Below are 25,220 nucleotides of genomic sequence, written 5' to 3' on the forward strand. Positions count from 1 at the left end.
TGCGATGCCGCACATCGTGGCTCCTGGACAGGGCCCTCACGGCCGACTCTGCCGCACGAGGCGGGGTGTGACCGTGGGCCCTGCGTCCTCCAGCGCATCCCGAGAGAACCCATGACGAAACGCACACTCCTTCTCGCTCTCTTCCTCCTTTGCGCCTCCTGCAGCTCCTGCAGCCCGGACGAGAGGCTCGCTCCGGTGGGCAACGGCGGCTCCACGTCGTCCGCGTCGTCCGCGTCGTCCACGTCGGGCGACGCAGGCGCGGAGCCGGACGCCGCCGGGGACGACCCGTTCGCCCAGCTCCCGGAGATCGCGCCGACGGCCACCGGGCGGCGGGGGGCGGCGGCGACGGTCGATCTCCGCGGGACGCTGGCCGCCATCGAGATCCTGAAGCGAGGGGGGAACGCCGTCGACGCCGCGGTCGCCGCGGCGGGCGTGCTCGGCGTGACCGACCCGTTCTCCTGCGGTATCGGCGGCGGCGGCTTCATGCTCGTCTACCTGGCCGGCGAGGGGAAGGTGATCGCCCTGGATCACCGCGAGACGGCGCCGTCCCGGCTCGAGGCGAGGTCCTTTTATGAAGACGGCGCGCCGATCGCCTTCAATGAGCTCATCACGAGCGGCCTGTCGGTCGGCGTGCCCGGCACGGTGCGGGGCTGGAGCGAGGCGCTCCGCCGCCATGGAACGCTCGGGCTCGGAGACGTGCTGAAGCGGGCCATCCAGGTCGCCGAGGCGGGGTTCGACGTCGACGCGACCTTCTTCGAGCAGACAGGCCGCAACCTCGCGCGATTCCAGGCGATCACGAGCACCAAAAAGCTCTTCCTGGGGCCCGACGGCCAGCCGTGGCCCGTCGGCACGATCTTCAAGAACCCGGATCTGGCCGGCACCTACCGCCTCATCGCCGAGGGGGGAGAGAAGGCGTTCTACGAAGGGCGGGTCGCGGAGGCCATCGTCGCCGCGGTGAAGTCGCCTCCCGTCGAGCCCGGGAGCGCGCTCAACGTCCGGGCGGGGGTGATCGAGCTCGCGGACCTCCAGGGCTACGAGGCCCGCGTCCGCCCCGCGGTCTCGACGACGTACCGCGACACCACCATCTACGGCCTGGGCCTCCCGAGCAGCGGCGGGATCGCCGTCGCGGAGGCGCTGAACCTGCTCGAGGGGTATGACACGGCGACCCTCACGCCGGTCGAGGTGCTGCACCGCTACCTCGGCGCCTCCCGGCTCGCGTTCGCGGATCGAGGCGCATTCCTCGGCGATCCCGAGTTCGTGGACGCCCCCGTCAAGGGGCTGCTCTCGAAGGACTACGCCGACGCGCGGCGCGCCCTCATCGATCTCGCCGAGGCCCCTTCGGCCGCGGCGGCGCCGGGCGACCCGTACCCATTCCAGAGCGATCCGAGCCCCGCGCCCGGCGGCGCCCCGGCGGCGAGGCGCGGGGGCGCCGGCCCGAAGGACGCGCACGACAACGAGACGACGCACATCACGGTCAGCGACGCGGCCGGGAACATCGTGTCCTACACCTGCACCATCGAGTACGAGGGCGGCAATGGCATCGTCGTCCCGGGGCACGGCTTCCTGCTGAACAACGAGCTCACGGACTTCAACATCCCGCCCGACCCGAGCTCGCCGCACCCCAACGCGGTCGAGCCGGGCAAGCGCCCGCGCAGCAGCATGAGCCCCACGATCGTCCTCAAGGACGGCAAACCCGAGCTCGCGCTCGGCTCGCCAGGCGGGTCCACCATCATCACCACGGTGCTCCAGATCCTCGTCGGTCATATCGATCTGGGCCTCCCCATCGACAAGGCGCTCGCGGCGCCGCGCCTCTCCCAGCGCAACTCGGGCAACGGCGCCACCGACGCGGAGACGGCATTCCTGAGCGCCCCGGAGGCCGAGGGGCTCGCGTCCCTGGGCCACGTCCTCTCCGACGCGGGCACGATGGGAGGCGAGATCGGCGCGGCCACGGCTCTGCGCTTCAACGGCGATGGGACCGTGACCGCGGTCGCCGAGCCGGTCCGGCGCCACGGCGGGAGCGCGATGGTCGAGCAGGAGCGGTGAGCGCGGCGCGCGCCCCTCGGGGCCCGGGCTTTGACGAATCCCCTCGAATTGTCCGGGAAAATTCACAGGGAGGCGGGGAGGCGGGGAGAAAAATCCCACCAATCTCCCCGTCTCCCCGCCTCCCTGTTCAATTTCTTTCTCAAAGTGAGGGAATTTGTCAGCGGACCGGGGGCCAGGCGCCGATCTGTGCCAGCGCGGTGAACCAGTCCTCGAGGTGCCACGTCCGCGCGATCCGGCCCTCCCGCAGCGCATGAAAATCGTGGCAGGGGACGCTGATCTCCCGCCCGCTCGGCGCCACCCCCAAGAACGTGTCTCGATGGGTCCCCGTGAGGACAGACCGGACCGCAGCCCGGCCTGGCTCCTGGAGGATGTCCAGCACCTCGAGCTTCACGTCGGGAAAGGCCTTGAAGAACGCGCGCAGGATGGGCTTGACGCTCTCCGGGCCCACCCCTTGACCGGGGGGCAGCGGGATGTCCTCCCAGTCCTGGGTCACCGCCTCGTCGATGAGCTCCGGCCGCCGCTCGCTGAAGGCGCGATAGAACGTCAGCAAAGCCGCGCGCTCCGCCTGGACCGCGGTCGCCGCGGCCGCGGCAGGGGCGGTCGGAATGACGGCATCGATGTTCGCCATGGTTGCCTCTTCTCTGTCGGGTGGGACGGCGGATTGACCGCCCCCGGATAGCAAGGGCGTGCCGCTTGGCAATGTGCGCGCCAGCGGGCAGCTACCGCGCCCGCCGGCGCACCTCCCCGCCGCTCGTCCGAACGAGGCGCACAGCGCGCCGCCATCGGGAGAGCGGCAGGGCGAGACCCGCCGCACGCGGGTGCTGCCGGGGCAGCAGTCGATAAGTAACGCTGATGCTTTAGCAGCAGCGGCCATCGCTTCCCGCGATGGATCGCGGACGCTGATTCCGTCCACGCAGAATCCATTGCGGTCGCTCGGCATTGCCGTCGGTGAAGTAGGGCCGAAATCTGCCCGACAAGTCCAGACGACAAATCGGCGTGTCGAGAGGCCGAACGCGGCGAGGGGCAGCAAGCTGTGCGGCACGTTCCTTGTTTACTTGGCCGCGAGTCGAGCGAAGGTGTCGGCGGCCTCGGTCATCCCGGGGAGCGGTGATTGGCTCCGCGCGCCGCTTTGGGTCGCTCGCCGTAGCAGCATTTCGACGCTCGCTCCTCGAGCGCCGCGTCGACCCGCCTGCGCCGGGGAAATTGGATTATGGCGGCTCAGATCATCGATGTTGTCAGCTTCATGCCAGAGCGCCGGGTCGTGAACGAGCCGCCCGAGGGCAGCTCCGAGGACGCCCTGGCGGACAACGCCTTCTTCAGCGGGGTTCACGAGCGGAGGTTCGCCTCGCCGGATTACCTCTCCGAGGACCTCGGCGTGCGCGCCGTCGAGCGGCTCCTCGAGAGGACAGGGATCCTCCCCGAGACGATCGATCTCCTCGTGTGCTCCTGCATCTTCTCCGACACGTTCTGGCCAGGCATCGGCCCTGCGATCCAGCACCGCGTCGGCGCCCGGCAGGCGACGATCCTCAACATCGACACGAGCTGCTCCTCGTACCTGTCGGGGCTCAATACGGCCCGCGCGTTCGTCGAGTCGGGCCAGTACAAGCGCGTCGTCGTGGTGACGGTGACAAACTTCATCTCTCGCCTGCCCGAGTTCCAGAAGTCCCGCCGGTCGTCCGTGCTCGGCGACGGCGCCTCGGCCACGCTCGTGATGCCTGGCGAGGCGTCGATCATCGCCCGCTACGAGCGCTCCCACGGCGAGCACTACGGCCTGTTCCGCTTCGAGCCCGACGTCGTCGACGGGGTGTTCAAGAACTACTGGGAGCGCGGCTGCGGCCCGATCACCGTCAATTTCTCCAGGGACATGGTCGAGGCGATCCGCACGAACGCGCTGCAGCTCGTGCCCGACGCGGTGGGGCGGTGCCTCGCGGAGGCCCGGCTGTCGCCGAGCGACGTCAACATCCTCATCACCCACCAGCCGAACGAAACGTTCCTCAAGGAGTGGCGCGCCCGGATAGGGATCCTCCCTCCGCGCACGCACGACACCCTGTCGCGTTATGGCAACCTGTTCCAGGGTTCGATTCCGGTCACGCTGGCGGACGCGCTGGAGAGCGGCCGCATTCGACGCGGCGATATCGTCGCGCTCGGGACATTCTCGAACGGCGGAGACTTCGTGAGCTCGATGGTGCTGCGCTGGCAGTAGTCGCCCGAGGTCCACGCACGGAAGGTACACGCTGTATGAAGTTGGCCGACGCGTTGGTCGAGATGCTGAGGGATTGGGACGTTCAATACGTCTTCGGAGTGAGCGGCGCGAACATCGAGCACCTGCACGACGCCATTCATCGGCACGGGCAAGGGAAGCTGGTCTCCGTCCTCGCGAGGACAGAGATGGGCGCCGCGTTCATGGCGGACTGCAGGGCGAGGGTCCACAGGCGCCTCTCGGTCTGCTGCGCGACGTCGGGCGGCGGGATGCTCAACCTGGCTGTCGGGATCGCCGAGTCCTACGCCGAGGCGGTCCCCGTGCTCGCGATCGTCGGCCAGCCCCCGACGTCGCTCGAGGGGCGGGGGGCGTTCCAGGACTCGTCGGGCATCGGCAACTGCGTCGATGCCGTCCTGCTCTGGCGCTCGATCTCGAAGTACGTCGGAAAGATCAGGAGCCCACACGACTTCTGGCCGATGCTGCGCGAAGCGGTCGTGGCGGCGACGTCGGGCCGGCAGGGCCCGGCCGTGCTCCTCGTGCCCCGGGACCTCTTCGATCAGGAGGTCAGCCCGCCCCCGGTCGACTGGCCCTCCGATCTGCCGAGCTTCTGCCGATCGCGGCCGGTCGGGATCGGCGAGGTGATGCCGCTGCTCGAGGCCATCCGCAGCGCGCGCCGCCCGTTGCTCCTCATCGGCCAGGGGGTGCGCCGCTCCGACGACGCCGGCGCGGTCGAGGCGTTCGCGCGCGCGGTCGGTCTCCCCGTGGTGACCACGATGTCGGCCCGCGCCGACTTTCCGAACGACGACCCGCTGTACCTGGGGACGGTCGGCGCGGCGGGACACCCGTCGGCGCACGCGTACCTGCGCGACGAGGCGGATCTCGTCATCGCCGCGGGCGCGACGCTCGACGTCATGACGCGCGCCGCGGTCGAGAAGAGCTTTAAGGACAAGCGCTTCGTCGTCATCGACGTCGATCCCGAGGCGATCCACCGCGTCCTTCAGCCCGAGATCACCCTGTATGCGGACGTCGGCCGCGCCTTCCGCGCGCTGCTCGATCTCCTGGAGAGGCGCCCGATGTCACCGCTCCCTCCGATCGAAGGGTACACGCGGCGCTGCTACGAGCCCCGCCTCGCGCCGGCCATCCCGGGCGACGACCCGGGCGCCGCCGGGCCCGATACGCTCCTGCAGAGCGAGGCGCTGGCCATCCTGGCGGAGTTCCTGCCGGCGAAGGGCCACGTCGTGCTCGACGCCGGCAACTGCGCCGCCGCGGCCATGCACTACCTCCCCGTCCCGGAGGGCTCGACATCGACGATCGCGCTCGGGATGGGGGGAATGGGCTACTCGATCCCCGGCGCCATCGGCGCGCAGCTCGGGTCGGAGCCCGGGACGCGGACGACGGTCATCTGCGGCGACGGATCGTTCCTGATGCTCGGCCTGGAGGTGCACACGGCCGTCGATCTCGGCCTGCCCATCCTGTTCGTCGTGTTCAACAACGCGATGCACGGGATGTGCGTCACGCGTCAACAGCTCCTCTTCGAGTCCCGGATCGAGGCCGTTCGTTATCCGGAGGTCGACTTCGCGGCCCTCGCGGGCGGGCTCGCCCCGGGCGACCGGCTCTGGGTGGGCTCCGCGTCCACGCCGCAGGAGCTGCGCGAGCGCCTGAGCGACTATCGCGACAACCACCGCGACGTGCCTGGCGTGCTCGATCTGCGGCTCTTGCGCGAGGAGATCCCGCCTTTCGCGCCGTTCCTCGGAGCGGACGCGCCGACGATACCGACGTCGGCGTTCGCGGCATGACAGCGCGCGGAGGCGTCGTCGCGCGGAGAACTCGAGCGAGCTCGCGTTTCCTGGAGAGTCGCGAAAGGCCTTGTTGCGCCCAGTGGCTTCGATGAATCGAGGCGTGTTGATTTTGAATTATGTCCATTGTTGTTGTTCGAGGTCGAGTCATCATTGGTTGATTGCCGGCGCTGGAGTCGGTGACATGAGGAGGCTTTGATGTATCTGCGCGGTTCCGTGAGTTCCTTGCTTCTCGCTAGCGTCTTCACCGCCGGTTGCGCCGTGGAGGCCGCCGACCCCGAGATCACCGCTGAAGCACAGCAGGAGATCCGGGGGTTCAGCCTCAGCTTGACGAACGTCGTCGAGACGATCGGCCTGGATCTCGTCCCGACCGACGAGGCCGATGCCCTGGTCCCGGACGAGTTCGTGCTCGCCGGTGAGGGGGGTCCCGTCACCCCGATCGTCGTGAGGACGTCGCACGCCGACGGCATCTCGGTGAACGGCGGCACGCCGACGCCGGGCTCGGTCGTCCAGATCGGCCTCGCCGTCGTTCCGCCCGACGGGACCGGGGACGTCAACAGCTACACGCTCTGGTATTACACCGACCACGCGCTGCTCGCGTACAAGCTGCTTCAAGCCGGCTTCCTGGTTCAGTACGTCCCGTCGCTCGACTACGATCTCGCGTTCTCGGGCGGCGTCGGCGATCTCCACGTGAGCGTGCCGTTCCCTGGCTACCCTCGCCTGGTCGTCGATGGGACGGTCGCGACGCCCAGCGGGCCCCCGGCGCCGTTCGTGGCCAACTGGTGGGTGTCCACCTGGTACGGCCCCGTCAAGCAATCGACGGTGATCTCGAACCTCTTCTTCGGTGGCGCGGACGCCACCCTCGAGACCCGCGCGCAGAACCCGCTCGGGACCCTGATCGGCGGCTCGACGGCGGAGTTCTCGGTGCTCGACAGCTACAACGAGTTCCCGACCGCCGACGTGACCGTGGGGCTGTCGCCGTTCTAGCGCGGCGTCCAGCCGATGAGATGCGACGCGAGCCGGCACCGCGCAGGCCAGCGTACGACGTGATGTGATTGTGATGTCGAATTGAAGGAGAGCACGATGACCGCACATGACGACAGAGGGCCGTGGAGCCGATCCGGGCTCGTGAAGAACGGGGTCTCCAGCAGGGAGATCCCCGGCCTGTACGTCTCCGAGGATCACTCCATCGAGGAGTGCGTGAAGCACCTGGAGGGGATCACCAAGCCGACGTACTCGCACGAGGAGGTCTTCGGCCAGTATTGCCACCTCGGCGAGTACATCCACGTCCCGGTCGAGGTGGCGTACGAGTACGCGGCGAACGTCTACAGCCTGGAGGAGTGGACGTTCAGCCTGCGGAGCCTCCACCACATCGGCGGCGGCCTCTATAAGGGGAAGGAGTTCCTCGCGAAGGACACGTCGATCTACGTTCGCGCCGAGGCCTACCCGGACAGCCGCGTCGTCGATTACCCTTGCGCCTGGGACCAGGGCGACGAGCTGTGGATGCGGTACCACTTCCGCTTCGTCGACGCGAGGCCCACCATTCGCAAGCCGGGCACCATCGTGCTCTGGACCAACGTGAAACACCCCTACTACGACAGGGCCACGGGGGAGCTCCCCGATTACATCAGCAAGCCCCGCGCGCGGACGGACCGGGCCTGGGTCGGCGATATCTGGCCCCATTTCGACGCGATCCACAAGATCGAGATCGCCAACTTCAAGGCCATCCTGGAGCACCGGTACTCCAAGCTGTAGCGCCGCCCGCTTTTATTCGCACCCCGATGGCGAGGCCGGCCCCATCCCCGTGCGCTCCTCTGCTCGCGCTTCTCTTTCGGCCTCGCGACGGCCGTCGCGCGCGCCACCGGCGGTGGGCCGGCGGCGGGCCGGCGGCCCTCACACCCTGATAGGAGATCTGTGAACTTCATGCATGAAAGGCGCGGTGTCTGGGCCGCGCGGCTGGCTGCGGCCGCCAGCCTGCTCCTCCCGACCTCGGCCTTCGCCACCGGCTCCGGCGTCCTGACAGGCACGGTCCTCGATTCGTCGACGAGGCAGCCAGCCGCCGATGTCGTCGTGACCGTGACCTCCCCAGCGCTCCAGGGAGAGCAGCTGGTCGTCACCGACCCTTCCGGCCAGTTCCGGATCCCGAACCTGCCGCCGGGCACGTACACCCTCCGGCTCGACAAGGACGCATACAGGCCGTACAGCCGCGGCGGCATCGAGCTGCGCGTCGACAGCACCATCCGGGTGAACAGCGAGCTGCTGCCCGAGGCGCTGAAGGCCGAGGAGATCGTTGTCGTCGGCAGCGCGCCTATCGTGGATGTCGGGTCGAGCGCGACCGGCGTGAACGTCGGCTCGGAGTTCGCGAGCCGCATCCCGCTCATCCCCACGGGCGCGAAGGGCGCCGCGACCCGCTCCTTCGAGGCGCTCGCCGACGTGGCGCCCGGCGCGAGCGCCGACCGTTACGGCGTGTCGATCAGCGGGACGACGTCGCCGGAGAACCAGTACGTGATCGACGGCCTGTCGGTGAACAACCCGGCCTTCGGCGTCATCGGGACGCCGCTGTCCGTGGAGTTCATCAAGGAGGTCAAGGTGATCACCGGCGGCTACCTGCCGGAGTACGGCCGCGCCACCGGCGGCTACCTCGACGCGGTGACGAAGTCGGGCTCGAACGAGCTTCACGGCGCTGTGTTCTTCAGCATCACGCCGGGCCTCTTCGAGGCGTCGCAGACGGGGGTGCAGAGCGAGGCGAGCACGATCACGACCGACACCCGGCTTTCGTCGCTCCGGGACGTCGGCGTCGAGATCGGCGGCCCGATTCTGAAGGACAGGCTCTGGTTCTTCGCCGGGGTCTCTCCCTCGGCCGCGAGCTACCGCCTCGAGCGCGAGCTGCGCTTTGGCAGGTCCGACCCGATCCCCGGCACTCAGCGGGTCTACTACGCCACCCAGCAGAGCGTCCAGTACCTCGGCAAGCTCACATGGCTGATCGACCCGGACAACACCGTCTCGCTGTCGGTCTACGGCTCGCCCACGACGTCGGGGGGAGACGGCGACTTCGGCATCAGCCCGAAGGACGGCACCGTGGAGCTGAACAACAGCTCGAGCAACAACGTCATCAACGGCAGCTTCGGCGCCCTCGCGCACAGGTACGTGTCGAGCGCGACGGACGGCGCGCTGAAGTGGTCCTCGGCGTTCCAGAACAAGACGTACCTGCTCGACGTCACGCTCGGCGTCCACCACGAGGAGAACGCGATCCGGGCCGCCGACGGCACGAGGATCGGGAGCGGGAAGGGGCTCTCCGACATCGCGCAGGTCCACTGGCAAAGGAGCGATCCCGGGTTCCACTCCATCAACGATTTCGAGCCGTCCGAGGCGACGCGCGAATGCGACCCCGCGGGCACGCAGGCCGCCGAGCGGTGCCCCGTCGCGACGTACTTCAGCGGCGGGCCGGGGGCGCTCAGCGAGACGACGCTCGACAGGTACCAGGGCAAGGCCGTGTTCACGGGCCTGTTCACCGCGCTCGGCCACCACATCGTCAAGGCGGGCGCCGACCTCGAGCTGATGCGTTATGCGTCGTCCCGCGGCCACTCGGGGCGCAACGTCTTCGCCGAGACGACCGACGGGGCCGCGTTCACCGGCTTCCGCCGGCTCGGCTTCATCGCCAACCCCGACGAGGGCGTGCCGCTCGACAAGTTCGAGACGGTGTCGAAATCGACCACGATCGGCGGCTTCGTGCAGGACAGCTGGAGCATCCTCGACAAGGTCACGCTGAACGCGGGGGTCCGTTACGACGCGCAGCTGCTGTATGGAGGCGACGACAAGCTGGCGATAGCCCTCCCCAACCAGTGGTCGCCGCGCGTCGGCGTGATCTACGATTTCACGCAGGCCGGCCGCTCCAAGCTGTTCGTGAACTACGCGCGGTTCTACGAGAGCGTGCCGCTCAACATCATCGACCGCGCGTTCCCCGGCGAACGGCAGGTCTTCACGCTTCACGCCGCGGCGGTGTGCGATCCCCGGGACCGCGCGCAGCAGCGCGACGCGTGCGATCGGAACGAGAACCTGATCCCGACGGCCGCCCCGTACAGCCCCAACCAGAAGTGGCGTGTCATCGGGGGCGACGGCGGCATCGATCCGGACCTCGAGCCGCAATCGACGGACGAGATCGTGCTCGGCGGCGAGGTCGAGATCTATCCCCGGCTGCGCGTGGGCGCGCAGTACACGAAGCGCTACCAGAACCAGGTCATCGAGGACATCAGCCGGGACGAGGCGAGGACGTACCTCATCGGCAACCCCGGCTACGGCGTCGCCAAGGATTTCCCGAAGCCGACGCGCGACTACGATGCGGTCACCGTCCATGCCGAGAAGGCCTTCGCCGACGCGTGGCTCGCGCAGGCGAGCTACACGATTTCCTACCTGCGCGGCAACTGGGCCGGGCTCTTCCGCCCCGAGACCGGGCAGCTCGATCCGAACGTCAACTCGGACTTCGATCTGGTGTCGCTGCTGCCGAACCGTACGGGGCCGCTCCCCGGGGATCGCAGGCACCAGTTCAAGGTCTTCGGCGCCAAGGACTTCACGGTTCATCACCGCGTGATCGTCAGCGTGGGCGGGACGTACCGGTCCGCCTCCGGCGGGCCGACGAGCCACCTCGGCTCGCACCCGCTCTATGGCCCCGATCAGGTCTACATCCTCGAGCGCGGGAGCGGCGAGCGCCTCCCCTGGGCGCATTCCGTCGATGCCCACGTCGGCGTGGGCGTGCAGCTCGCCAAGGAGAGCACGCTGACCGTCACGGTCGATTCGTTCAACATCTTCAATTTCCAGGCGGCGACTGCCGTGGACCAGCGGTACACGGTGGCCTCCGTTCTCCCGATCGTGAACGGGACGAAGGGCGATCTCGGGCAGCTGAAGAACGTCGATGGCTCGGCGTTCAACCCGATCAACAAGAACCCGAACTTCGGAAAGCCTGTTGCGTATCAGGCGCCGCGCACGTTCAGGATCGGCGCCAAGGTGACCTTCTAGGGCGATGGCCCCGAGAGACACACGACCATGAGACGAATCCTCGGAACATCTCTCGCGCTCCTCGCGCTCCTCACGCTCGCCGCGTCCTGCGAGCAGCGGCGCGTCACCTGCACCGCGGCCCACGGCGGCTTCGCGGCGAAGTACACGCTGAAGCCCGGCTCGAAGCGGGGCGAGGGCGCCTGCGACACGCTGAAGGGGGAGATCATCGGCCTCGAGAAGTACAACCCCCGGCAGGCCGGGAACCCGCAGCGCCCTGATCCGACGAGGGCCCACCTCGCGGTCCGGGCCTCGGGGATCGCCTTTCCCGCCTTCGCGGCCCAGGGCGCGCAGGTGGAGCTCGGCCCGACGGCGCTCGACGCGCTCGGAGACTTCGCCTCCGTCGATCCGGACGGCAGCGACGTCTGCTCGGTCCCTTCGTTCACGGAGGCCACGCTGAGCATCCCGGCGTACGAGGAGCCCCCGCCTCCCGACGCGCCGGAGGGCACGCCGCCCACGCAGCACCCGGCCGTCGATATCAGTTATGCATGGAGCAACTTCCGCATCTACGTGACGGCCGCCTACCCGGGCACGCAGATCGTCGGAGAGCTGACGTACACGCAAGACGGCTGCTCTGCGTCCTACAGCGTCGTGGGCCTCTATCCCGCGGTGGAGTGCGCGCCCGGCGGCGTGCCGGATCCGAGCCTCTGCGATCCGCACCCCGACCTGGCGAACGGCCGCGCGTTCGGCTCCGGGATCAACCCGGACTTCGCCGATCGCGTGACCTGCGACGCCGAGACCGGCCTCTGCGTGCTCACGTCACTCCCGGAGGAGCTGCGATAACGCCGCTTGCACCATGGTCTCGGCGACGCGAGCGGCCAGTTCGGCGTGTCACAAATCCATCCCGGGATCCGTCTCGCGAACGAAGCGAGATGTTGACGCAAAGACGCCAAGGGCGCAAAGACGCAAAAATACTCAGAATCTGTTCTTTTTTGCGTCTTTGCGTCTTTGCGTCTTTGCGTTGAAATCTCTCGCCGGATCCCTGGCCGGCGGAGCTCGCGGAGGGCGGAGCGCGGCGCCCCGCTGGATTCGCTCCAGCGGGGCGCGCTCCTCACTTCACGCCGACGACGAACGAATCCGAGCCGATGAGCTTCTCCGCGCGGACCTCGCGGAAGCCCTGCTCGCGAAACCATCCAGCGCAATCGGCGCTCGTGTAGTCGAACCCCTCGGGCGTCTCGAGGAGGATGGTGAGGCTCATCATGAACCCGGCCACGTTCTCGCGGCGCTCGTCGTCGATCATCGCGTCGTAGACGATGAGCACGCCCCCCTCGGAGAGCGCGTCGTACGCCTTCTTGATGAAGCCCCGTTTGTCCGCGAGCTTCCACCCGTGGAGGATGTGACCCATGGTGATCACGTCCACCTTGGGGATCGGGTCTTTGAAGAGGTCGAACACCTGGAAGCGCAGCCGATCCGCGACCCCGTGCTCCCGGACATAGTCCTCGAAGACCGGCTGCACGGGCGACAGATCGAGCCCGATGCCCGTCAGTTTCGGGTGGGCCAGCGCGACCTGGACGGGCAAGCCGCCCTGGGCCGTGCCGACGTCGGCGAACGTCTTGTAGCGACCCCACGGGAACTTCGCCGCGAGCGCCCGCGCCGACGGCAGGCTGAGCCCCGTCATCGCCTGAGTGAACTCACGATATTTCTCGGGGGTCTTGGAGAGCCACGTGAAGATGTCCTCGCGCGCCCCGATCTCGTTCTGCGGCTCGCCCGTGCGCAGCGCCTCGGTGAGCGAGCCCCAGATCCCGTAGAGCCGCGCGTTCGACATCTCCAGCATTCCGCCGATGTACGACTTCTTGGTCTTGTCCAGGAAGAGGTCCGCCTCTCGTGTGTTCGAGTACCGGCCGTCCTCGCGCTGCAGGACGCGGAGGGCCACCAGCGCGTCGAAGAAGTCGCGCGCCGCGCGGGGGTGGATGCCGATCCGCTCGCGCAGCGTCTGCCAATCGAGCGGCTCTCTCGCGAGCGCCGTGAACACGCCGAGCTCGACGGCGCTGAGCAGCGTCTTCGATTCGGCGTAAGCCATTCCCAGTCGTACAATCGCGTTGTGATCGAACTCTTGCGTCATATGGATCACCTGTGTTCGTGCTTCGGGGGCACACCTATGTATTGCATATAAGAACCACAGGCGCTCTCGAAAAGTCAGAGTCATAGCTGTCATTTGTTCGCGGCACTCGCCCCCTGGGTCCTTGGTTCGCGAGGTGGCGAGCAGACGCGGACGTGTCTGCGCAGTTCAACTGGATTCATGCGAGTCGAATCCATTCTGGAGGCTGTATGAGGTTGAGTAGACTGGTTCATGTGGGCTGGATTGTCGTCGCCGCGCTGGCGTACAGCGCTTGCCGGGACGACGATGCTTTGAGCCCGGCGCCCTCCGCCGCCGGGCCGGCCTGCGCTGACGTCGACGCCGAGTTCGAGGGCAGCTTCGACGCGCTGGCCAGGCTGGTCGCCGCCGAGACCTACCGCGCCGAGCAGTTCGCGAACGAGGACGCGTTCGTCACCAGCATGCAGGCGATCGTCGACGACCTGAAGGCCCAGGCGCAGCAGTTCAACGAGGGGCAAAAGACCCACAGGATCGAGCCGTGGGAGTGGAAGGTCGAGAGCGGCAACGCGGCCGAGCCCAGGTACTACTGGGTCTTCGGGTTCCGTCTCGGCAATGGGCCCCGCAAGATCTCCCTGAACACGCACTTCGATACGGTGTCTCCGGGAGACACCGACGTGTGGGAGCCGTTCGTGCTGACGAAGTCGAGGGGCGCGACCAAGCACGGCGGCGAGCAGGATCTATGGGTCGGCCGCGGCGCCATCGACGACAAGGGGCCGGCGCTGGCGACGTTCCTCGTGCTCAAGGACATCGCCCGGGCCTACGACGGCAGCCCCCTGCTCGACGACATCACGGTGGAGCTCATCTTCGACACCACCGAGGAGATCGGCGCCATGTCGATGCGGCGGTACCGCGAGGAGAACGCCGAGGAGGCGGCGGATCTCGAGATCATCTTCGACACGTTCTGGGCGGTGCGCGCGGAGAAGGGCATCGAGCGCCCCGTGTTCACGCTCCCGCGCGAGGCGCCGCCCACGGCGGGCGTGTGGATCGACTCGCTGAACACCCCCTCCGGCCCCGTCAACCAGCTCCCCGACCGGGCCGAGGCGATCCTCCGCAGCGATTCACCCGAGGCGCTCGAGGAGCTCGCCCTGCACATCGAGGCGGATTATGCCGATCATCCGTTCGACGATCCGTCGTACAGGCGGGCCGAGCTCACGGTCGACACCTCCGGTCTGCCGGACGCGATCAAGCTGACGACCCTGGTGGCGGGCGCGCAGCACGCGTCCGTGCCCCAGGAGAACCGCGCGAACGGCGCCAATCCGCTCGTGTCCCTCACCAATTTCCTGGGCGCGCTCGCGGAGGAGGAGGTGATCGTCGACAACGACGTGGCCCGGATGTGCAGGTTCATCAAGTCCACCTGGGGCACGAGGACATTCGGGGAGGCTCACCCCGAGCTGCTCGAGCGACACGACGAGGTGTTCACCGAGGGCAACGGCACCACCTATGCGCTGACCAGGCTCTACACCGAGCCGGAGCCCGGGGCGATCACGCTCAACCTCGACATCCGGTACGCGATAGGCCACCACAGCCAGCCGTGGGATGGGGAGAGCGAAGGGCTCCTGTGCGGTGACGCGAGCGAGTTCGCCGGCATCTTCGGGCAGATCGTCGACGAGTTCAACGCCACCTCCGGCGGCGCGCCGATCACGTTCGAGACCGCCACCCGGATCGCGCCGGACATCCGCCGGGTCGACGGCCCCACCTTCAGCCGGATCAGCAGCGCGTTCGAGGAGGTGACCGGCGAGCCGGCGCCCGCGGTGGCCATGGGCGCCGGCACCGACGCGAAGGCGTACGTCAAGGCGATCGCCGCGGGCGCCCTGTTCGACACAACGTTCGGCGCCCCGGTCAATTACCATGGAATCAGGGAGGCCGCGCCGGTCCGCGATCTCGCGCTGAGCACCAAGATCCTTTGCAGCGTCGTCGACCGGGAGATCAAGCAAGCGAAGGAGGAGCACCCGGAGCCGGTCGCCGGCGTGTGCGACGACTCTTCTGCGCGCAAGCGCTCCTCCGTGACGGACGACGGCCACGACCATTGACGGTGCGCTGGCGGGAGAGCGGCGCCGTCGCGCCGCTCTCCGTCACTGGAACGAGGCGGCGAAGGTGGCGACTGTCGTCTCCGGCTTGCCGAGCTCCTTCCAGGTCGACTCCGCCTGGAACGGCTCCGGCGCGTTGTTGATCGCGTCGGAGATGTGCCAGACGTAGTTGAACGTCGGTGAGAACAGCCCGAGCACCTTGAAGATCCCGAGCGGCGCCGCCCCGACGGAGAGCTTCTCCTTCGTGTAGTGCTTGGCGAACTGGTCCGCCGCCTCCTTGATGGTGAGCGGCTCGGGCCCCTGCACCACGTACTCTCGCGACGCGTCGCCGGGGAGGGCGAGGGCGCGCGCGACCTGCTTGCCGTAGTCGCGCGCCGAGATCCAGTACGCCTTCTCGCGCGGGCTGCCGGCGAGGTTGATCCGGCTGCCCTGGCGGCTCCGGTAGGGGATCGACTCGATGAAGTTCGACGGGAAGAAGACCGTGCTCGGGATCCCGCTCTCCTTCAGGATCGAGAGCGCCTCCCGCTTCATGTCGAAGACCCACCAGCGGAAGCCGTCGTATCGGTGCAGGAGCGAAGACAGGTAGGCGATCCGCTTGATGCCCGCCTCGCGCGCGGCGGCGACGATGTTCTTCATGCCCTCCGACTCGACCCGCCACGCGTTCGCGGATGCGGTGATCGGCACCGCCAGGCTCACATAGACGATGTCGTGCCCGCGGAAGGCCGCCGTCAATGCCTTCACGTCGCTGACGTCGCCGGCGACGAGCGCGACGCCCGCCGGCAGCCGCTTGCTCGCGCGGGTCGCCTCGGGGTCGCGGACGAGGGCGGTCACGGCGAAATTGGCGGCGACGAGCTCCTGGGTCACGGGGGCGCCGAGCATGCCGGTGCTCCCAATCACGACGATGCGAGGAGAAGCGCTGCTCATGAAGATCTCTCCTGAGGTCTCGGGGTACAGGGGTACCCATGAAAGGTCGTCGCGGCGCGCGGCGTGCGGCGTTGACTGCACCCCGCGCCAGATCCGCTCCGGCCCGCCAGCGGGGGCGGGAGCGCCGGATATGCACCGATCTGTAGCGGCCATGCGCTGGCGCATCCATGCGAATTTGGCTCGTTCCCTTTCGAGATCGTCCACGGTGGCGCCGGATTGATGGACCGTCTCGGGTCCTCTATCCTGGCGCGGAGAGCATGGACCTCCTCAGCGAGATCGTCGGCGAGCTCCGCCTCGAGAGCGTGTCGTACTGGCGGCTGGAGCTCACGGCGCCCTGGGCGCTCCGCTTCCCGCCCGGCGGGCGGGGCATCCACATCGTCACGCGCGGGAGCTGCTGGCTCGAGGTCGATGGAGGGCGGGCGCCCGCCGCCGTCGCGAGCGGCGATCTCGTCGTGATGCCGAGCGGCCGCGGGCACGTGCTCCGCGACGCGCCCAGGCCGCGCAAGGCGAGCCCCATCGAGGAGCTCGTCCGGGGCGCGTCGCCGGGGCGCGCGATCGAGCACGGCGGGGCCGGCCTGCCGACCACCATCGTGTGCGGGCAGTTCCGCTTCGGCACCCTCGGGCACCCCGCGCTCGAGGCGCTGCCGCCCGTGCTCCACCTGCGCGGCGACGAGCGGATCGGCCCCTTCATCCAGGCGCACACGCAGTGCATCGCCGCCGAGGTCAGCGCGCCGGCCGAGGGCGCGGCGATCGTGACGGCGCGCCTCTCGGACGTGCTGCTCGTGCAGGCGCTGCGCGCGTACCTCCGCGACGTGCCCGCCGACGAGCGCGGATGGCTGCGCGGCCTCGCCGATCCGCAGATCGGGCGCGCGCTCGCGCGGATGCACCGGAGCCCGGGGCTCGACTGGTCGGTGCCCGCGCTGGCGCAGGAGGCCGGCATGTCGCGGGCGGCCTTCTCCGCGCGCTTTTCCGAGCAGATGGGCGTGTCGCCGGGCAAATACCTCGCGGACTGGCGCATGTACCGCGCGAAGGTCCTCTTGCGGTCCGGGTCGGCCCTGGTGGCGGAGGTGGCCGCGGAGGTCGGCTATCGCTCGGAGGCCGCGTTCTCGTTCGCCTTCAAGCGGCTCGTGGGCTCGTCGCCGTCGGCCTACCGGGACGACCATCGAGCCGCCGATGTTGCAACCGCAACACGCGAACAGCAGCCGCTGCTGCGCCCTCAGCAGTCGGCCCTCGACGGCGGCGCCCTCTCTCGCCGTTCCGGCATGCGGCTGAAGCGGCGCCTCCCGTGAACGCCCGCCGCCGGTCTCGGCGCGGAACTTGATAGGCCGAGGCCGCCGGCGGGGGAGCGTGCCAGTGCCGGCGCGCCGCAGAGGGCCGGAGCCGTCGCGTCCGCGAGCTCCCGCCTGGAATCAGAGGAGCAGAACTTTCATGGCCACCCGTGATGTCGAGAAGACGCCGCTCACCCCCTACCAGTGGCGGCTCCTCGCGTTCCTGAGCGTCGCCTCGTTCTTCGAGGGCTACGACCGACTGGCGATCACGCAGATCCTGCCGAACCTCGGCGCGGAGATGGGGCTCTCCGCGAAGGGAGAAGGGCTCCTCATCGGGGTCATCAGCTTTGGCTCGATGCTCGCCTTCCTCCTCGTCCGCAAGGCGGACCACTGGGGCCGGCGGCGGCTCCTGACGATCACCATCGCGGGCTACACCTTGTTCTCCCTGCTCACGGGCCTCGCGCCGAACGTCTTCGTGTTCGCTGGCTGCCAGCTCCTCGCGCGCGTCTTCCTCGTCGCCGAGTACGCGGTCAGCGTGGTCTACGCGGCCGAGGAGTTCCCGAAGGACCGGCGCGGGCTGGCGATCGGCCTCATCGAGGCGTTCTCCAGCCTGGGCACCATCACGTGCGCCGGGCTCGTGCCGCTGTTCCTCTCGACCTCACTCGGGTGGCGGACCATCTACTTCGTCGGCGCCATCCCCTTGGTACTCGTCGCGCTGGCCCGGCGCGGCCTCCGCGAGACTGCGCGGTTCGAGCGGCTCGCGCTCGAGCGGAGGCACGAGGAAGCACAGCCGTTCACGCGCATCCTCAGCTCCGAGTACCGCGGGAGGATGCTGAAGCTCGCCCTGATCTGGGGGCTGATGTTCGTCTGCGTCCAGAACGCCGTCACGTTCTGGAAGACGTTCGCCACCCGCGAGCGCGGGCTCACCGACGGTCAGGTGGGCACCAGCATCATGATCGCCGCGATCGTCGCCATGCCGTTCGTCTTCACGTCGGGGAAGCTGCTCGACGCCGTGGGCCGCCGCAAGGGCGCGGTGATCGCCTTCGCGCTGGCGTCCGCCGGCGTGTTCGGCGGGTACTCGCTCCGCTCGCACGCGGGGCTCACGGCCGCGCTGGCGCTGTGCATCTTCGGCGGGAGCGCCGTGCTCCCCGTGTTGAACGCGTACACGACCGAGCTGTTCCCGACGCACCTCAGGAGCGACGCGCTCGCCTGGTCGAACAACCTGCTCGGCCGGACCGCGTACATGCTCTCGCCGGTCTTCCTGGGCATCGCGGCGGAGCGCGTCGGCTGGGGACCGGCCATGTCGGCGACGGTCATCTTTCCGCTGATCGCGCTGGGACTCATCCTGTGGTTCCTCCCGGAGACGCGGGGCAAGGAGCTCGAGGAGACGGCGCGGGTTTGACTGCGCACCGCGCACGGCGCACCGCGCTTTTCATCGAAGAGACGAAGAAGGAGCTTTGGCCATGAGCACGCACGATCTCAAGTCGCTGTATCGGGAGTACGTCGAGGAGGTGTGGCACCGGAGGAACGTCGCCGCGGCGGACGCGTACTTCACCGACGACGTTGTCGACCACGCGGCGCCGCCGCAGCAGGGGCCGGGGCTCGCGGGGCTCAAGGCGACCTTCGCGATGTTCCTCGAGGCGTTCCCCGATTTTCACATCACGATAGAGGATCTGATCGCGGAGGGGGACAAGCTGGTCGCCCGCGTCTCGTTCACCGGCACGCACCGCGGCGCGTACCACGGGATCCCGGCGACGAACCGCGCGATCGCGTCCAGCGGAACCCACATCGTGCGTTACGTCGGCAAGAGGGTGGCCGAGCACTGGGCGCACAGCGACGATCTTCGCACAAGGCAGCAGCTGGGCCTCCTCCCGGCGCCGGGGCAATAGGTCGAGGTCATGTGCGCCGCGCTCGACGCCTCTGGCTTCGATGATCGGCTGATCTGGCAGCTGTGCCAGTCGAGCTACCACGCTCCCGCGGTCGAGCTCGGCCTGGTTTGCCTTCTCGAGGGCGCCGCCCTCGACCCTCAGGGATCCTCGTGGAGCGCCGAGCAATGGAGTCGAGGGTGCGGTCCGACGACGGATCTCGCCGGACCGCACCGTCTATAGGTCGCGGGCCGCGCTCACGCCTTCCAGGCGTCCTTGTGGTCCTGAGCGTACTGCGCCAGGGTGCGCGGGGGCTGGCCGGTCAAGGTGGTCACGCCCGCGCTGACCTGCGCCGCGGCGCCCTGCCTCACGAACCCGAACAGCCCGGCGAGGAAGTTGGCGTATCCCTCGGAGATCCCCGCTTGCCGCGCTCCCTGGATGAAGGACGCGTCGTCCGTGTTCACGTACTGGATGGCTCGCCCCGACACCTTGGACAGGGCCGCGGCCGCCTCGGCGTAGGTCAGCGCCTCCGGGCCGGTGAGCGTGAACGCCTTCTTGTCGAACTTGTCCGATCGCAGCGCCGCGACCGCCGAGGCCGCGATGTCCCTCGCGTCGATGAAGGCCGTCCTGGAGTCCGCCGCGGGGATGGGGAGCACCCCTGCGTGGACGATCGGCCCGCGCCAGAACGTGTGGAAGTTGTCGAGGAACCAGGTCGGGCGCAGGATCACGTAAGGAGCCCCCGACCGCTCGAGGAAGAGCTCCACGCGGCGCAGGGGCTGGCTGTCGTCGTACTCCACGCCGGACGCGGTCAGCAGCACGATCTTGCGCTTACCGCCCGAGATCGCCGTCTCCAGGAACGGGACCAGCAGATCGTATTGAGACAGCTCGCCCGAGGGCGACAGCAAAAATACCCGGTTCACCCCCTCCAGGGCTCCGGCGAAGGTGCTGGAATCGCGGTAATCGAAGCGCACCACCTCGACGCCGCGCACCGGTGCCACCTTCGCGGGATCGCGGGACCCCGCGCGCACCTGCTCCCCCGCCTGGGTGAGCTGCTCGATCAGGAGCTTCCCGACCGTTCCGGTGCTCGTCAGGACCAGGATCTTGTTGCCGCCGCCGCTGCCATTGCTGGTGCCCATCTCTCTCTCCTTCTGCCGGCGTGTGTGGATGTTCGCCACGTCCGGATGCACGGCAGTATTGGGACGCCGGGAGAGATGATCCATACGAGTATGTCTTTATTTCATGTCCGATCGTCTCACCACCCTGTACGATCGGTGAGCCATGTCGACCGACGTCCTCACGGAGTGGTGCCGCGTGCTGAGCACTAAAGGGGTGCTGTTGGCCCGGAGCCGCCTGCCGGCGCCGTGGGGGATGCGCCTCGAGGCCCGCGCGCAGGTGACGTTCCACATCGTCACGGAGGGGGCCTGCTGGCTGCGGCGCGAGGGCGCTGCGCCGCTGGCCTTGCACCAGGGGGATCTCTGCCTCCTGCCGCAGGGGCTGGCGCACGAGCTGGTGCACGCCCGCGATGGCCGGGCCGAGCCGCTCGAGCGCCTGCTCGAGCGGCGATCCATTCTGCCCACCGGGGGCCCGGTGACGACCATGGTGTGCGGCGCCTACTGCCTCGACGCGCAGCTCGCCGAGCCGATGCTGCGCGGGCTGCCGCCGGTCGTGCACTTCGCCGCGAAGGAGGTGCGGGCGAACCCGCCGCTCTCGGCGGTCATGTCGCTGGTGACCGCCGAGCTGGATCGGCCGGGTCCGGGGAGCGAGGTGCTGGTGCAGCACCTGTTCGACGCCCTGTTCCTGTACATCCTGCGGGCGTGGGCGGACGGCGTGGCCGCGTCGGCGCCCGGGTGGCTGCCGGCGCTGAAGGACGCGGCGCTCTCGCGGGCGCTGGCCAGCATGCACGCGGACCCGGCGGCCCCCTGGACGGTGGAGACGCTGGCCCGGGAGGCAGGGCTGTCGCGCGCGGCGTTCGCCCGCCGGTTCACGGCCGAGCTGGGCGAGCCGCCGCTCGGGTACCTGACTCGCTGGCGCATGGGGCTCGCCTCGCGGATCCTGCTCCAGAGCGAGGCCTCCCTGGCCGAGGTGGCGCGCCGGGTGGGGTACGAGTCGGAGTTCGCCTTCAGCAGGGCCTTCAAGCGCAGCCGCGGGGTGGCCCCGGCGTCGTTCCGGCGCAGCCGGGCGGAGGCGCCGGGGCTCGGCGGCGCGCCGTGAGCCCTCGAGCCGACCCGCCGTGCACGCCGGAGCTCTTCGCGGTTTGATAGAGCTGCCAGCTGCGCGGCCCAGGCCAGCGCCGTGGAGATGGGGATCTGCGGCGTGTCCGTGGACCCGCCAGCGGCCGCTAGGCTGCCCAAAGTCGCTTGATTTCGGTCATTTAGCGCACACGACAAAAAGATTCGCCGGGCGTGTCGATCCGACCGACCCTCGTTCGTCTTCACGGTGAAGGCAGGGGGACACCCGGTCGAGGCCCGCTGGTCCCCCGCTTCGAACCTCCAGGAGAGACGACGATGCGATTCATGATCACCGCAGGACGAGCCGAGGACGATGCGAAGGCGCCCGGCGCGAACGATCCGAAAGCCGAGGCGGATGCGCCTATCGACGAGAAGCTATTTGCCGCCTACATGAAATACAATGATGATATGACGAAGGCCGGCGTGCTGATCGCTTCCGAAGGGCTCAACCCGAGCGGGGCCCGCGCGCGCATCGGGATCGTCGGCGGAAAGCGCGCCGTGCTCGATGGGCCCTTCACCGAGTCGAAGGAGCTGGTCGGCGGGTTCTACCTTATCGAGGTGAACTCCAAGGAGGAGGCGATCGAATGGGCCTTGCGGTGTCCGGTCGGGTTCGGCAGCGACGAGGTGCTCACGATTCACCAGATGACGGAGCTCTCGGATATCCCGCTACGGTTCAGGGAGATCATCGAGGAAGTCGCGCCTGCCTGGAGCGCGTCGCTCTCGAAGGGGAGATTGACTCATGGCAGCTGAATACCTGCATCCGGCGCACGTGGCTGAAGGGCGCGCCGCCTTGCCGATCGCTCGCTATCTACCGGCGCACCGCATCAGGCGTCTCCCTCGTCCTGGAGCGCGAATTCGGCGGGCGTGTGCTCGAGCGCCACGAGCTCCCCCTGGGCTCGACATCCGAACGCACCCGCGCGTCGCTCCTTCAGGCTTGCTGTGCGTCGTCGCGGCGCACATCCTTTGCTTCCCTGCTACCTGCCTCCCTGCTGCCTCCTTCCACCCGCCTTCGACCTCCATGAGCTCCCTGTCGCGGAGCTCGCGCGCCTGTTCCGCGCGCGATCGCTGTCGCTGCGGGGATGGCGCCTCCACTCGAGGATGCGCGCGCCGGCTGCAGGCCCACCAGCGCCAGCGCCTGCCCGCCTGCATACCACCAGAGTCGTGGCCTCGAACCTCATGGAGAGGATCCGGGCGCGCCGGCAAATCATCGGGACCGACAGGGACCAGATACGTGCGTGTTGAAAATTTCTATTGAAGATTCCGCCTACTCTCGTGGTAGGGTGATCCTGCTCGGGGGAGACGCCCCGCAGGTAGGTGGAAGAGGGGGAGTCGTGCTCATACGCAATGGCACGGCCATCCTATGTCCGCTGAATCGGATCGAGGGGGGGCCCGACGATGTCCATCGGCCGCCGGAGGCAGCCCAGGATGAGCCGGCGCCCCGGTGCGCAGGGCGCCCGTCTTCCATCTCTCTCCATGGAGGCGTCATGATTCCCGACGCGTCGAGCCCCGTGTCGCAATATATCTCCTTCATCATCGCGGGGGACGAGTACGCCGTGAACATCCTCCGGGCGCGGGAGATCGTCGAGCACAGCGTCACCTCGCGGGTCCCGATGATGCCAGCGTGCCTCGTCGGCGCCATGAACCTTCGGGGCCGCGTCGTGCCGGTCATCGATCTCGCGGTCAAGCTCGGGCTGCCGCCGACGAGGGTGAGCCGGTGGACGTGCGTCCTCATCGTCGAGACCGAGCTCGATGGCGAGAGCACCCGCCTCGGCCTGCTCATCGACGGCGTGGGCGATGTGCTCACGCTCTCCGAGGACGAGATCGAGCACACGCCGACCTTTGGCGCGCAGGTGCGCGTGGATCAGCTGCTCGGGATGGCGAAGGTGGGCCAGAAGCTCGTGCTGCTGCTCAACATCGACCGCATCCTCTCGCCGGCGGAGCTCCTGGCCTCGACGACGCCCGGCCCCTCGGCGGGGCTCGAAGGAAGCCGCACCACATCTAGCCCGGAGCACGCATCATGCTTGCGCATATCGGAGTAGGCCGGAAGCTCTACCTCGGATTCGCCGCCATGGTCGTCCTCGTCCTCGGACTGGCGGGCACGGCCTACAAGAGGTTCTCGGAGCTCGACGAGGCCCGCTCATGGGACCAGCACACGTACGAGGTGATGCTCACGACGAGCGAGATCATGAAGTCGCTGCTCGACACCGAGACAGGAGAGCGCGGCTTCGTCATCACCGGGGTGGAAGCGTTCCTGGAGCCGTACCGCGGCGGGCGCGACCGGATCGAGCAAAGCCTGAGCCGTGCCCGGGAGCTCACCAGGGACAACCCGCGCCAGCAGGCGCGCCTCGAGAAGATCGGCAAGCTCCACGACGAGTGGCTCTCCTCCGTGCTGGAGCCGATCATCCAGCAGCGCCGCAGCGCGGACGAGGCGAGGGCGCCGGCGGATCGCGCCGTCGAGGAGGTCAGGAAGGGGCGCGGAAAGATCCTCATGGACCAGATGCGCGCGGCGCTCAAGGAGATCGACGACGAGGAGACCTCCCTCCTCGGCCAGCGGCAGGCGGCGACGAACGCGCTCATCAAGACGATGTACGTGACGCTGCAGATAGGAGGTCTGCTCGCGATCGTCGTCGCCGCCGTGCTCGCCGTCGTCTTCAGCAGGATGATCCTCTTGCCGCTCACCCAGGCGGTGTCGATCCACCAGCGCATCGCCGGGGGCGACTTCACGGGCCACGTCACGGTGAAGAGCTCCGACGAGTTCGGCCAGATGCTCGGCGCCGTGAAGGCCATGTCGGAGCGCCTGGCGGGCCTCATCGGCGAAGTCCGGAGCGGCGCGGTCTCGGTCTCCTCGGTCTCGGTGCAGCTCTCGGCGACGGCGCAGAGCCTGTCGCAGGGCACCAGCGAGCAGGCGGCGTCCGTGGAAGAGACGATGACCAGCCTGCAGCAGCTGAGCGGCACGATCGCGAAGAACGCCGCCAACTGCAAGCAGGTCGAGGAGACGGCGCACCGGAGGACGAGGGACGCGGAGCAGAGCGGTCAGGCGGTCCGGGAGACGGTCGAGGCGATGAAGTCGATCACCCAGCGGATCGTGATCATCGAGGAGATCGCGTACCAGACGAACCTGCTCGCCTTGAACGCCGCGATCGAGGCGGCTCGCGCGGGCGAGCACGGCAGGGGCTTCGCCGTGGTCGCCACGGAGGTGCGGCGGCTGGCCGAGCGAAGCCGGGATGCGGCGAAGGAGATCGGCTCGTTCGCCGCGTCGAGCATCGTCGTCGCGGAGCGCTCGGGACAGCTCATCGCGGAGCTCGTCCCGTCGATCCGGGAGACCGCGGAGCTGGTGCAGGGCGTCGCCATGGCATCCAGGGAGCAGTCGAACGGCGTGACCCAGATCAGCGGTGCGGTGGAGCTGATAGAGCAGGCCACGCAGCGCAACGCGGCGATCTCCGAGGAGCTCGCCAGCACGGCGGCCGAGCTCTCGGCGCAGGCAGAGCAGCTCCAGAACGTGATGGCGTCGTTCCGCCTCGCGCAGGAGAGCGACGGCGACCCGGGCCACAGGCCTGCGGCGCCGGGGCGTCTACCGGACCGGCGCGGCGACAAGGCGCTGTGGAGGCCGCCGCAGAAGGGCCCCCCGAGCGGCGGCGCATCGAGCAACGGGCGCGCGCCGCGCGCCGCGGGCGATCAGGACTTCGTCCCATTCTAGAGGAACGTACAGCAGCGGGCGCCGCCTC

The 25,220-nt window shown here is 68.8% G+C and carries 19 protein-coding genes; 15 read left to right on the forward strand and 4 right to left on the reverse strand.

Annotated elements, in window-relative coordinates; all coding sequences use genetic code 11:
* Positions 1-111: 111 nt before the first annotated feature.
* Positions 112-2,043 carry a gamma-glutamyltransferase gene (gene ggt, locus WMF14_RS06840; RefSeq protein WP_437799394.1) on the forward strand — a complete coding sequence of 644 codons (1,932 nt, stop codon included), beginning with the start codon at positions 112-114 and terminating at the stop codon, positions 2,041-2,043.
* 157 nt (positions 2,044-2,200) lie between these two features.
* On the opposite strand, the gene WMF14_RS06845 is transcribed toward ggt, so the two are convergent.
* Positions 2,201-2,671, reverse strand: a complete 471-nt coding sequence (locus WMF14_RS06845; RefSeq protein ID WP_437799396.1) for an ester cyclase — start codon at positions 2,669-2,671, stop codon at positions 2,201-2,203.
* A 615-nt stretch (positions 2,672-3,286) separates the two neighbouring features.
* Between WMF14_RS06845 and WMF14_RS06850 the strand changes: the two genes are divergently transcribed.
* The 6 genes from WMF14_RS06850 (at position 3,287) to WMF14_RS06875 (ending at position 11,871) form a co-directional block, all read left to right on the forward strand.
* Entirely contained in the window at positions 3,287-4,246 is a 960-nt protein-coding gene (locus WMF14_RS06850) for a 3-oxoacyl-ACP synthase III family protein (protein WP_437799401.1), read from the forward strand.
* 35 nt (positions 4,247-4,281) lie between these two features.
* On the forward strand, positions 4,282-6,039 hold the full coding sequence (locus WMF14_RS06855) for a thiamine pyrophosphate-binding protein (RefSeq protein ID WP_437799403.1): 1,758 nt from the start codon (positions 4,282-4,284) through the stop codon (positions 6,037-6,039).
* 225 nt (positions 6,040-6,264) lie between these two features.
* Positions 6,265-7,026, forward strand: coding sequence for a hypothetical protein (locus tag WMF14_RS06860; protein WP_437799405.1), 762 nt, complete (start codon positions 6,265-6,267; stop codon positions 7,024-7,026).
* Between the two features lie 96 nt (positions 7,027-7,122).
* Entirely contained in the window at positions 7,123-7,794 is a 672-nt protein-coding gene (locus WMF14_RS06865) for a hypothetical protein (RefSeq protein WP_437799406.1), read from the forward strand.
* A gap of 168 nt (positions 7,795-7,962) precedes the next feature.
* Positions 7,963-11,052 (forward strand): TonB-dependent receptor, encoded by a 3,090-nt coding sequence (locus WMF14_RS06870; RefSeq protein ID WP_437799408.1) that lies wholly within the window; start codon positions 7,963-7,965, stop codon positions 11,050-11,052.
* A 27-nt stretch (positions 11,053-11,079) separates the two neighbouring features.
* Positions 11,080-11,871: a hypothetical protein gene (locus WMF14_RS06875; protein WP_437799410.1), complete on the forward strand. Its 792-nt coding sequence runs from the start codon at positions 11,080-11,082 to the stop codon at positions 11,869-11,871.
* A 268-nt stretch (positions 11,872-12,139) separates the two neighbouring features.
* Here the strand turns inward: WMF14_RS06875 and WMF14_RS06880 are convergent, their stop codons facing one another.
* On the reverse strand, positions 12,140-13,150 hold the full coding sequence (locus WMF14_RS06880) for a methyltransferase (protein WP_437799412.1): 1,011 nt from the start codon (positions 13,148-13,150) through the stop codon (positions 12,140-12,142).
* A 206-nt stretch (positions 13,151-13,356) separates the two neighbouring features.
* Between WMF14_RS06880 and WMF14_RS06885 the strand changes: the two genes are divergently transcribed.
* Positions 13,357-15,213 (forward strand): M20/M25/M40 family metallo-hydrolase, encoded by a 1,857-nt coding sequence (locus tag WMF14_RS06885; protein WP_437799413.1) that lies wholly within the window; start codon positions 13,357-13,359, stop codon positions 15,211-15,213.
* Positions 15,214-15,255: 42 nt separating this feature from the next.
* On the opposite strand, the gene WMF14_RS06890 is transcribed toward WMF14_RS06885, so the two are convergent.
* The gene (locus WMF14_RS06890; protein ID WP_437799415.1) at positions 15,256-16,134 is read right to left on the reverse strand and encodes an SDR family oxidoreductase; all 879 of its coding nucleotides are present in this window, start codon (positions 16,132-16,134) and stop codon (positions 15,256-15,258) included.
* 257 nt (positions 16,135-16,391) lie between these two features.
* Between WMF14_RS06890 and WMF14_RS06895 the strand changes: the two genes are divergently transcribed.
* The 3 genes from WMF14_RS06895 (at position 16,392) to WMF14_RS06905 (ending at position 19,291) form a co-directional block, all read left to right on the forward strand.
* Positions 16,392-17,423: an AraC family transcriptional regulator gene (locus tag WMF14_RS06895; RefSeq protein WP_437799417.1), complete on the forward strand. Its 1,032-nt coding sequence runs from the start codon at positions 16,392-16,394 to the stop codon at positions 17,421-17,423.
* A 139-nt stretch (positions 17,424-17,562) separates the two neighbouring features.
* A complete protein-coding gene (locus WMF14_RS06900; protein ID WP_272100892.1) occupies positions 17,563-18,804 on the forward strand; it encodes an MFS transporter in 1,242 nt (413 codons plus the stop codon).
* A gap of 61 nt (positions 18,805-18,865) precedes the next feature.
* Positions 18,866-19,291: an ester cyclase gene (locus WMF14_RS06905; RefSeq protein WP_272100893.1), complete on the forward strand. Its 426-nt coding sequence runs from the start codon at positions 18,866-18,868 to the stop codon at positions 19,289-19,291.
* Positions 19,292-19,524: 233 nt separating this feature from the next.
* Here WMF14_RS06905 and WMF14_RS06910 read toward each other — a convergent pair whose 3' ends face one another.
* Positions 19,525-20,403, reverse strand: coding sequence for an NmrA family NAD(P)-binding protein (locus WMF14_RS06910; RefSeq protein ID WP_272100894.1), 879 nt, complete (start codon positions 20,401-20,403; stop codon positions 19,525-19,527).
* 142 nt (positions 20,404-20,545) lie between these two features.
* On the opposite strand from WMF14_RS06910, the gene WMF14_RS06915 reads away from it, so the two are divergent.
* The 4 genes from WMF14_RS06915 (at position 20,546) to WMF14_RS06930 (ending at position 25,192) form a co-directional block, all read left to right on the forward strand.
* A complete protein-coding gene (locus WMF14_RS06915; RefSeq protein WP_272100895.1) occupies positions 20,546-21,478 on the forward strand; it encodes an AraC family transcriptional regulator in 933 nt (310 codons plus the stop codon).
* Positions 21,479-21,771: 293 nt separating this feature from the next.
* The gene (locus WMF14_RS06920; protein WP_437799420.1) at positions 21,772-22,245 is read left to right on the forward strand and encodes a YciI family protein; all 474 of its coding nucleotides are present in this window, start codon (positions 21,772-21,774) and stop codon (positions 22,243-22,245) included.
* 734 nt (positions 22,246-22,979) lie between these two features.
* Positions 22,980-23,534, forward strand: coding sequence for a chemotaxis protein CheW (locus tag WMF14_RS06925; protein ID WP_437799422.1), 555 nt, complete (start codon positions 22,980-22,982; stop codon positions 23,532-23,534).
* Between the two features lie 29 nt (positions 23,535-23,563).
* Complete coding sequence (locus WMF14_RS06930; RefSeq protein ID WP_437799423.1) at positions 23,564-25,192, forward strand: CHASE3 domain-containing protein; 1,629 nt, start codon at positions 23,564-23,566, stop codon at positions 25,190-25,192.
* The last annotated feature ends 28 nt before the right edge of the window (positions 25,193-25,220 follow it).

The sequence above is a fragment of the Sorangium sp. So ce693 genome, assembly GCF_051521375.1.
GTDB lineage: Bacteria > Myxococcota_A > Polyangia > Polyangiales > Polyangiaceae > Sorangium > Sorangium atrum.

What these genes read in the sequence shown, in the direction of transcription:
- ggt (WP_437799394.1), top strand. Translation starts at nt 112, where the DNA reads ATGACGAAACGCACACTCCTTCTCGCTCTCTTCCTCCTTTGCGCCTCC.
- WMF14_RS06845 (WP_437799396.1), bottom strand. Translation starts at nt 2,671, where the DNA reads ATGGCGAACATCGATGCCGTCATTCCGACCGCCCCTGCCGCGGCCGCG.
- WMF14_RS06850 (WP_437799401.1), top strand. Translation starts at nt 3,287, where the DNA reads ATGCCAGAGCGCCGGGTCGTGAACGAGCCGCCCGAGGGCAGCTCCGAG.
- WMF14_RS06855 (WP_437799403.1), top strand. Translation starts at nt 4,282, where the DNA reads ATGAAGTTGGCCGACGCGTTGGTCGAGATGCTGAGGGATTGGGACGTT.
- WMF14_RS06865 (WP_437799406.1), top strand. Translation starts at nt 7,123, where the DNA reads ATGACCGCACATGACGACAGAGGGCCGTGGAGCCGATCCGGGCTCGTG.
- WMF14_RS06870 (WP_437799408.1), top strand. Translation starts at nt 7,963, where the DNA reads ATGCATGAAAGGCGCGGTGTCTGGGCCGCGCGGCTGGCTGCGGCCGCC.
- WMF14_RS06875 (WP_437799410.1), top strand. Translation starts at nt 11,080, where the DNA reads ATGAGACGAATCCTCGGAACATCTCTCGCGCTCCTCGCGCTCCTCACG.
- WMF14_RS06880 (WP_437799412.1), bottom strand. Translation starts at nt 13,150, where the DNA reads ATGACGCAAGAGTTCGATCACAACGCGATTGTACGACTGGGAATGGCT.
- WMF14_RS06885 (WP_437799413.1), top strand. Translation starts at nt 13,357, where the DNA reads ATGAGGTTGAGTAGACTGGTTCATGTGGGCTGGATTGTCGTCGCCGCG.
- WMF14_RS06890 (WP_437799415.1), bottom strand. Translation starts at nt 16,134, where the DNA reads ATGAGCAGCGCTTCTCCTCGCATCGTCGTGATTGGGAGCACCGGCATG.
- WMF14_RS06895 (WP_437799417.1), top strand. Translation starts at nt 16,392, where the DNA reads ATGGACCTCCTCAGCGAGATCGTCGGCGAGCTCCGCCTCGAGAGCGTG.
- WMF14_RS06900 (WP_272100892.1), top strand. Translation starts at nt 17,563, where the DNA reads ATGGCCACCCGTGATGTCGAGAAGACGCCGCTCACCCCCTACCAGTGG.
- WMF14_RS06905 (WP_272100893.1), top strand. Translation starts at nt 18,866, where the DNA reads ATGAGCACGCACGATCTCAAGTCGCTGTATCGGGAGTACGTCGAGGAG.
- WMF14_RS06910 (WP_272100894.1), bottom strand. Translation starts at nt 20,403, where the DNA reads ATGGGCACCAGCAATGGCAGCGGCGGCGGCAACAAGATCCTGGTCCTG.
- WMF14_RS06915 (WP_272100895.1), top strand. Translation starts at nt 20,546, where the DNA reads ATGTCGACCGACGTCCTCACGGAGTGGTGCCGCGTGCTGAGCACTAAA.
- WMF14_RS06920 (WP_437799420.1), top strand. Translation starts at nt 21,772, where the DNA reads ATGCGATTCATGATCACCGCAGGACGAGCCGAGGACGATGCGAAGGCG.
- WMF14_RS06925 (WP_437799422.1), top strand. Translation starts at nt 22,980, where the DNA reads ATGATTCCCGACGCGTCGAGCCCCGTGTCGCAATATATCTCCTTCATC.
- WMF14_RS06930 (WP_437799423.1), top strand. Translation starts at nt 23,564, where the DNA reads ATGGTCGTCCTCGTCCTCGGACTGGCGGGCACGGCCTACAAGAGGTTC.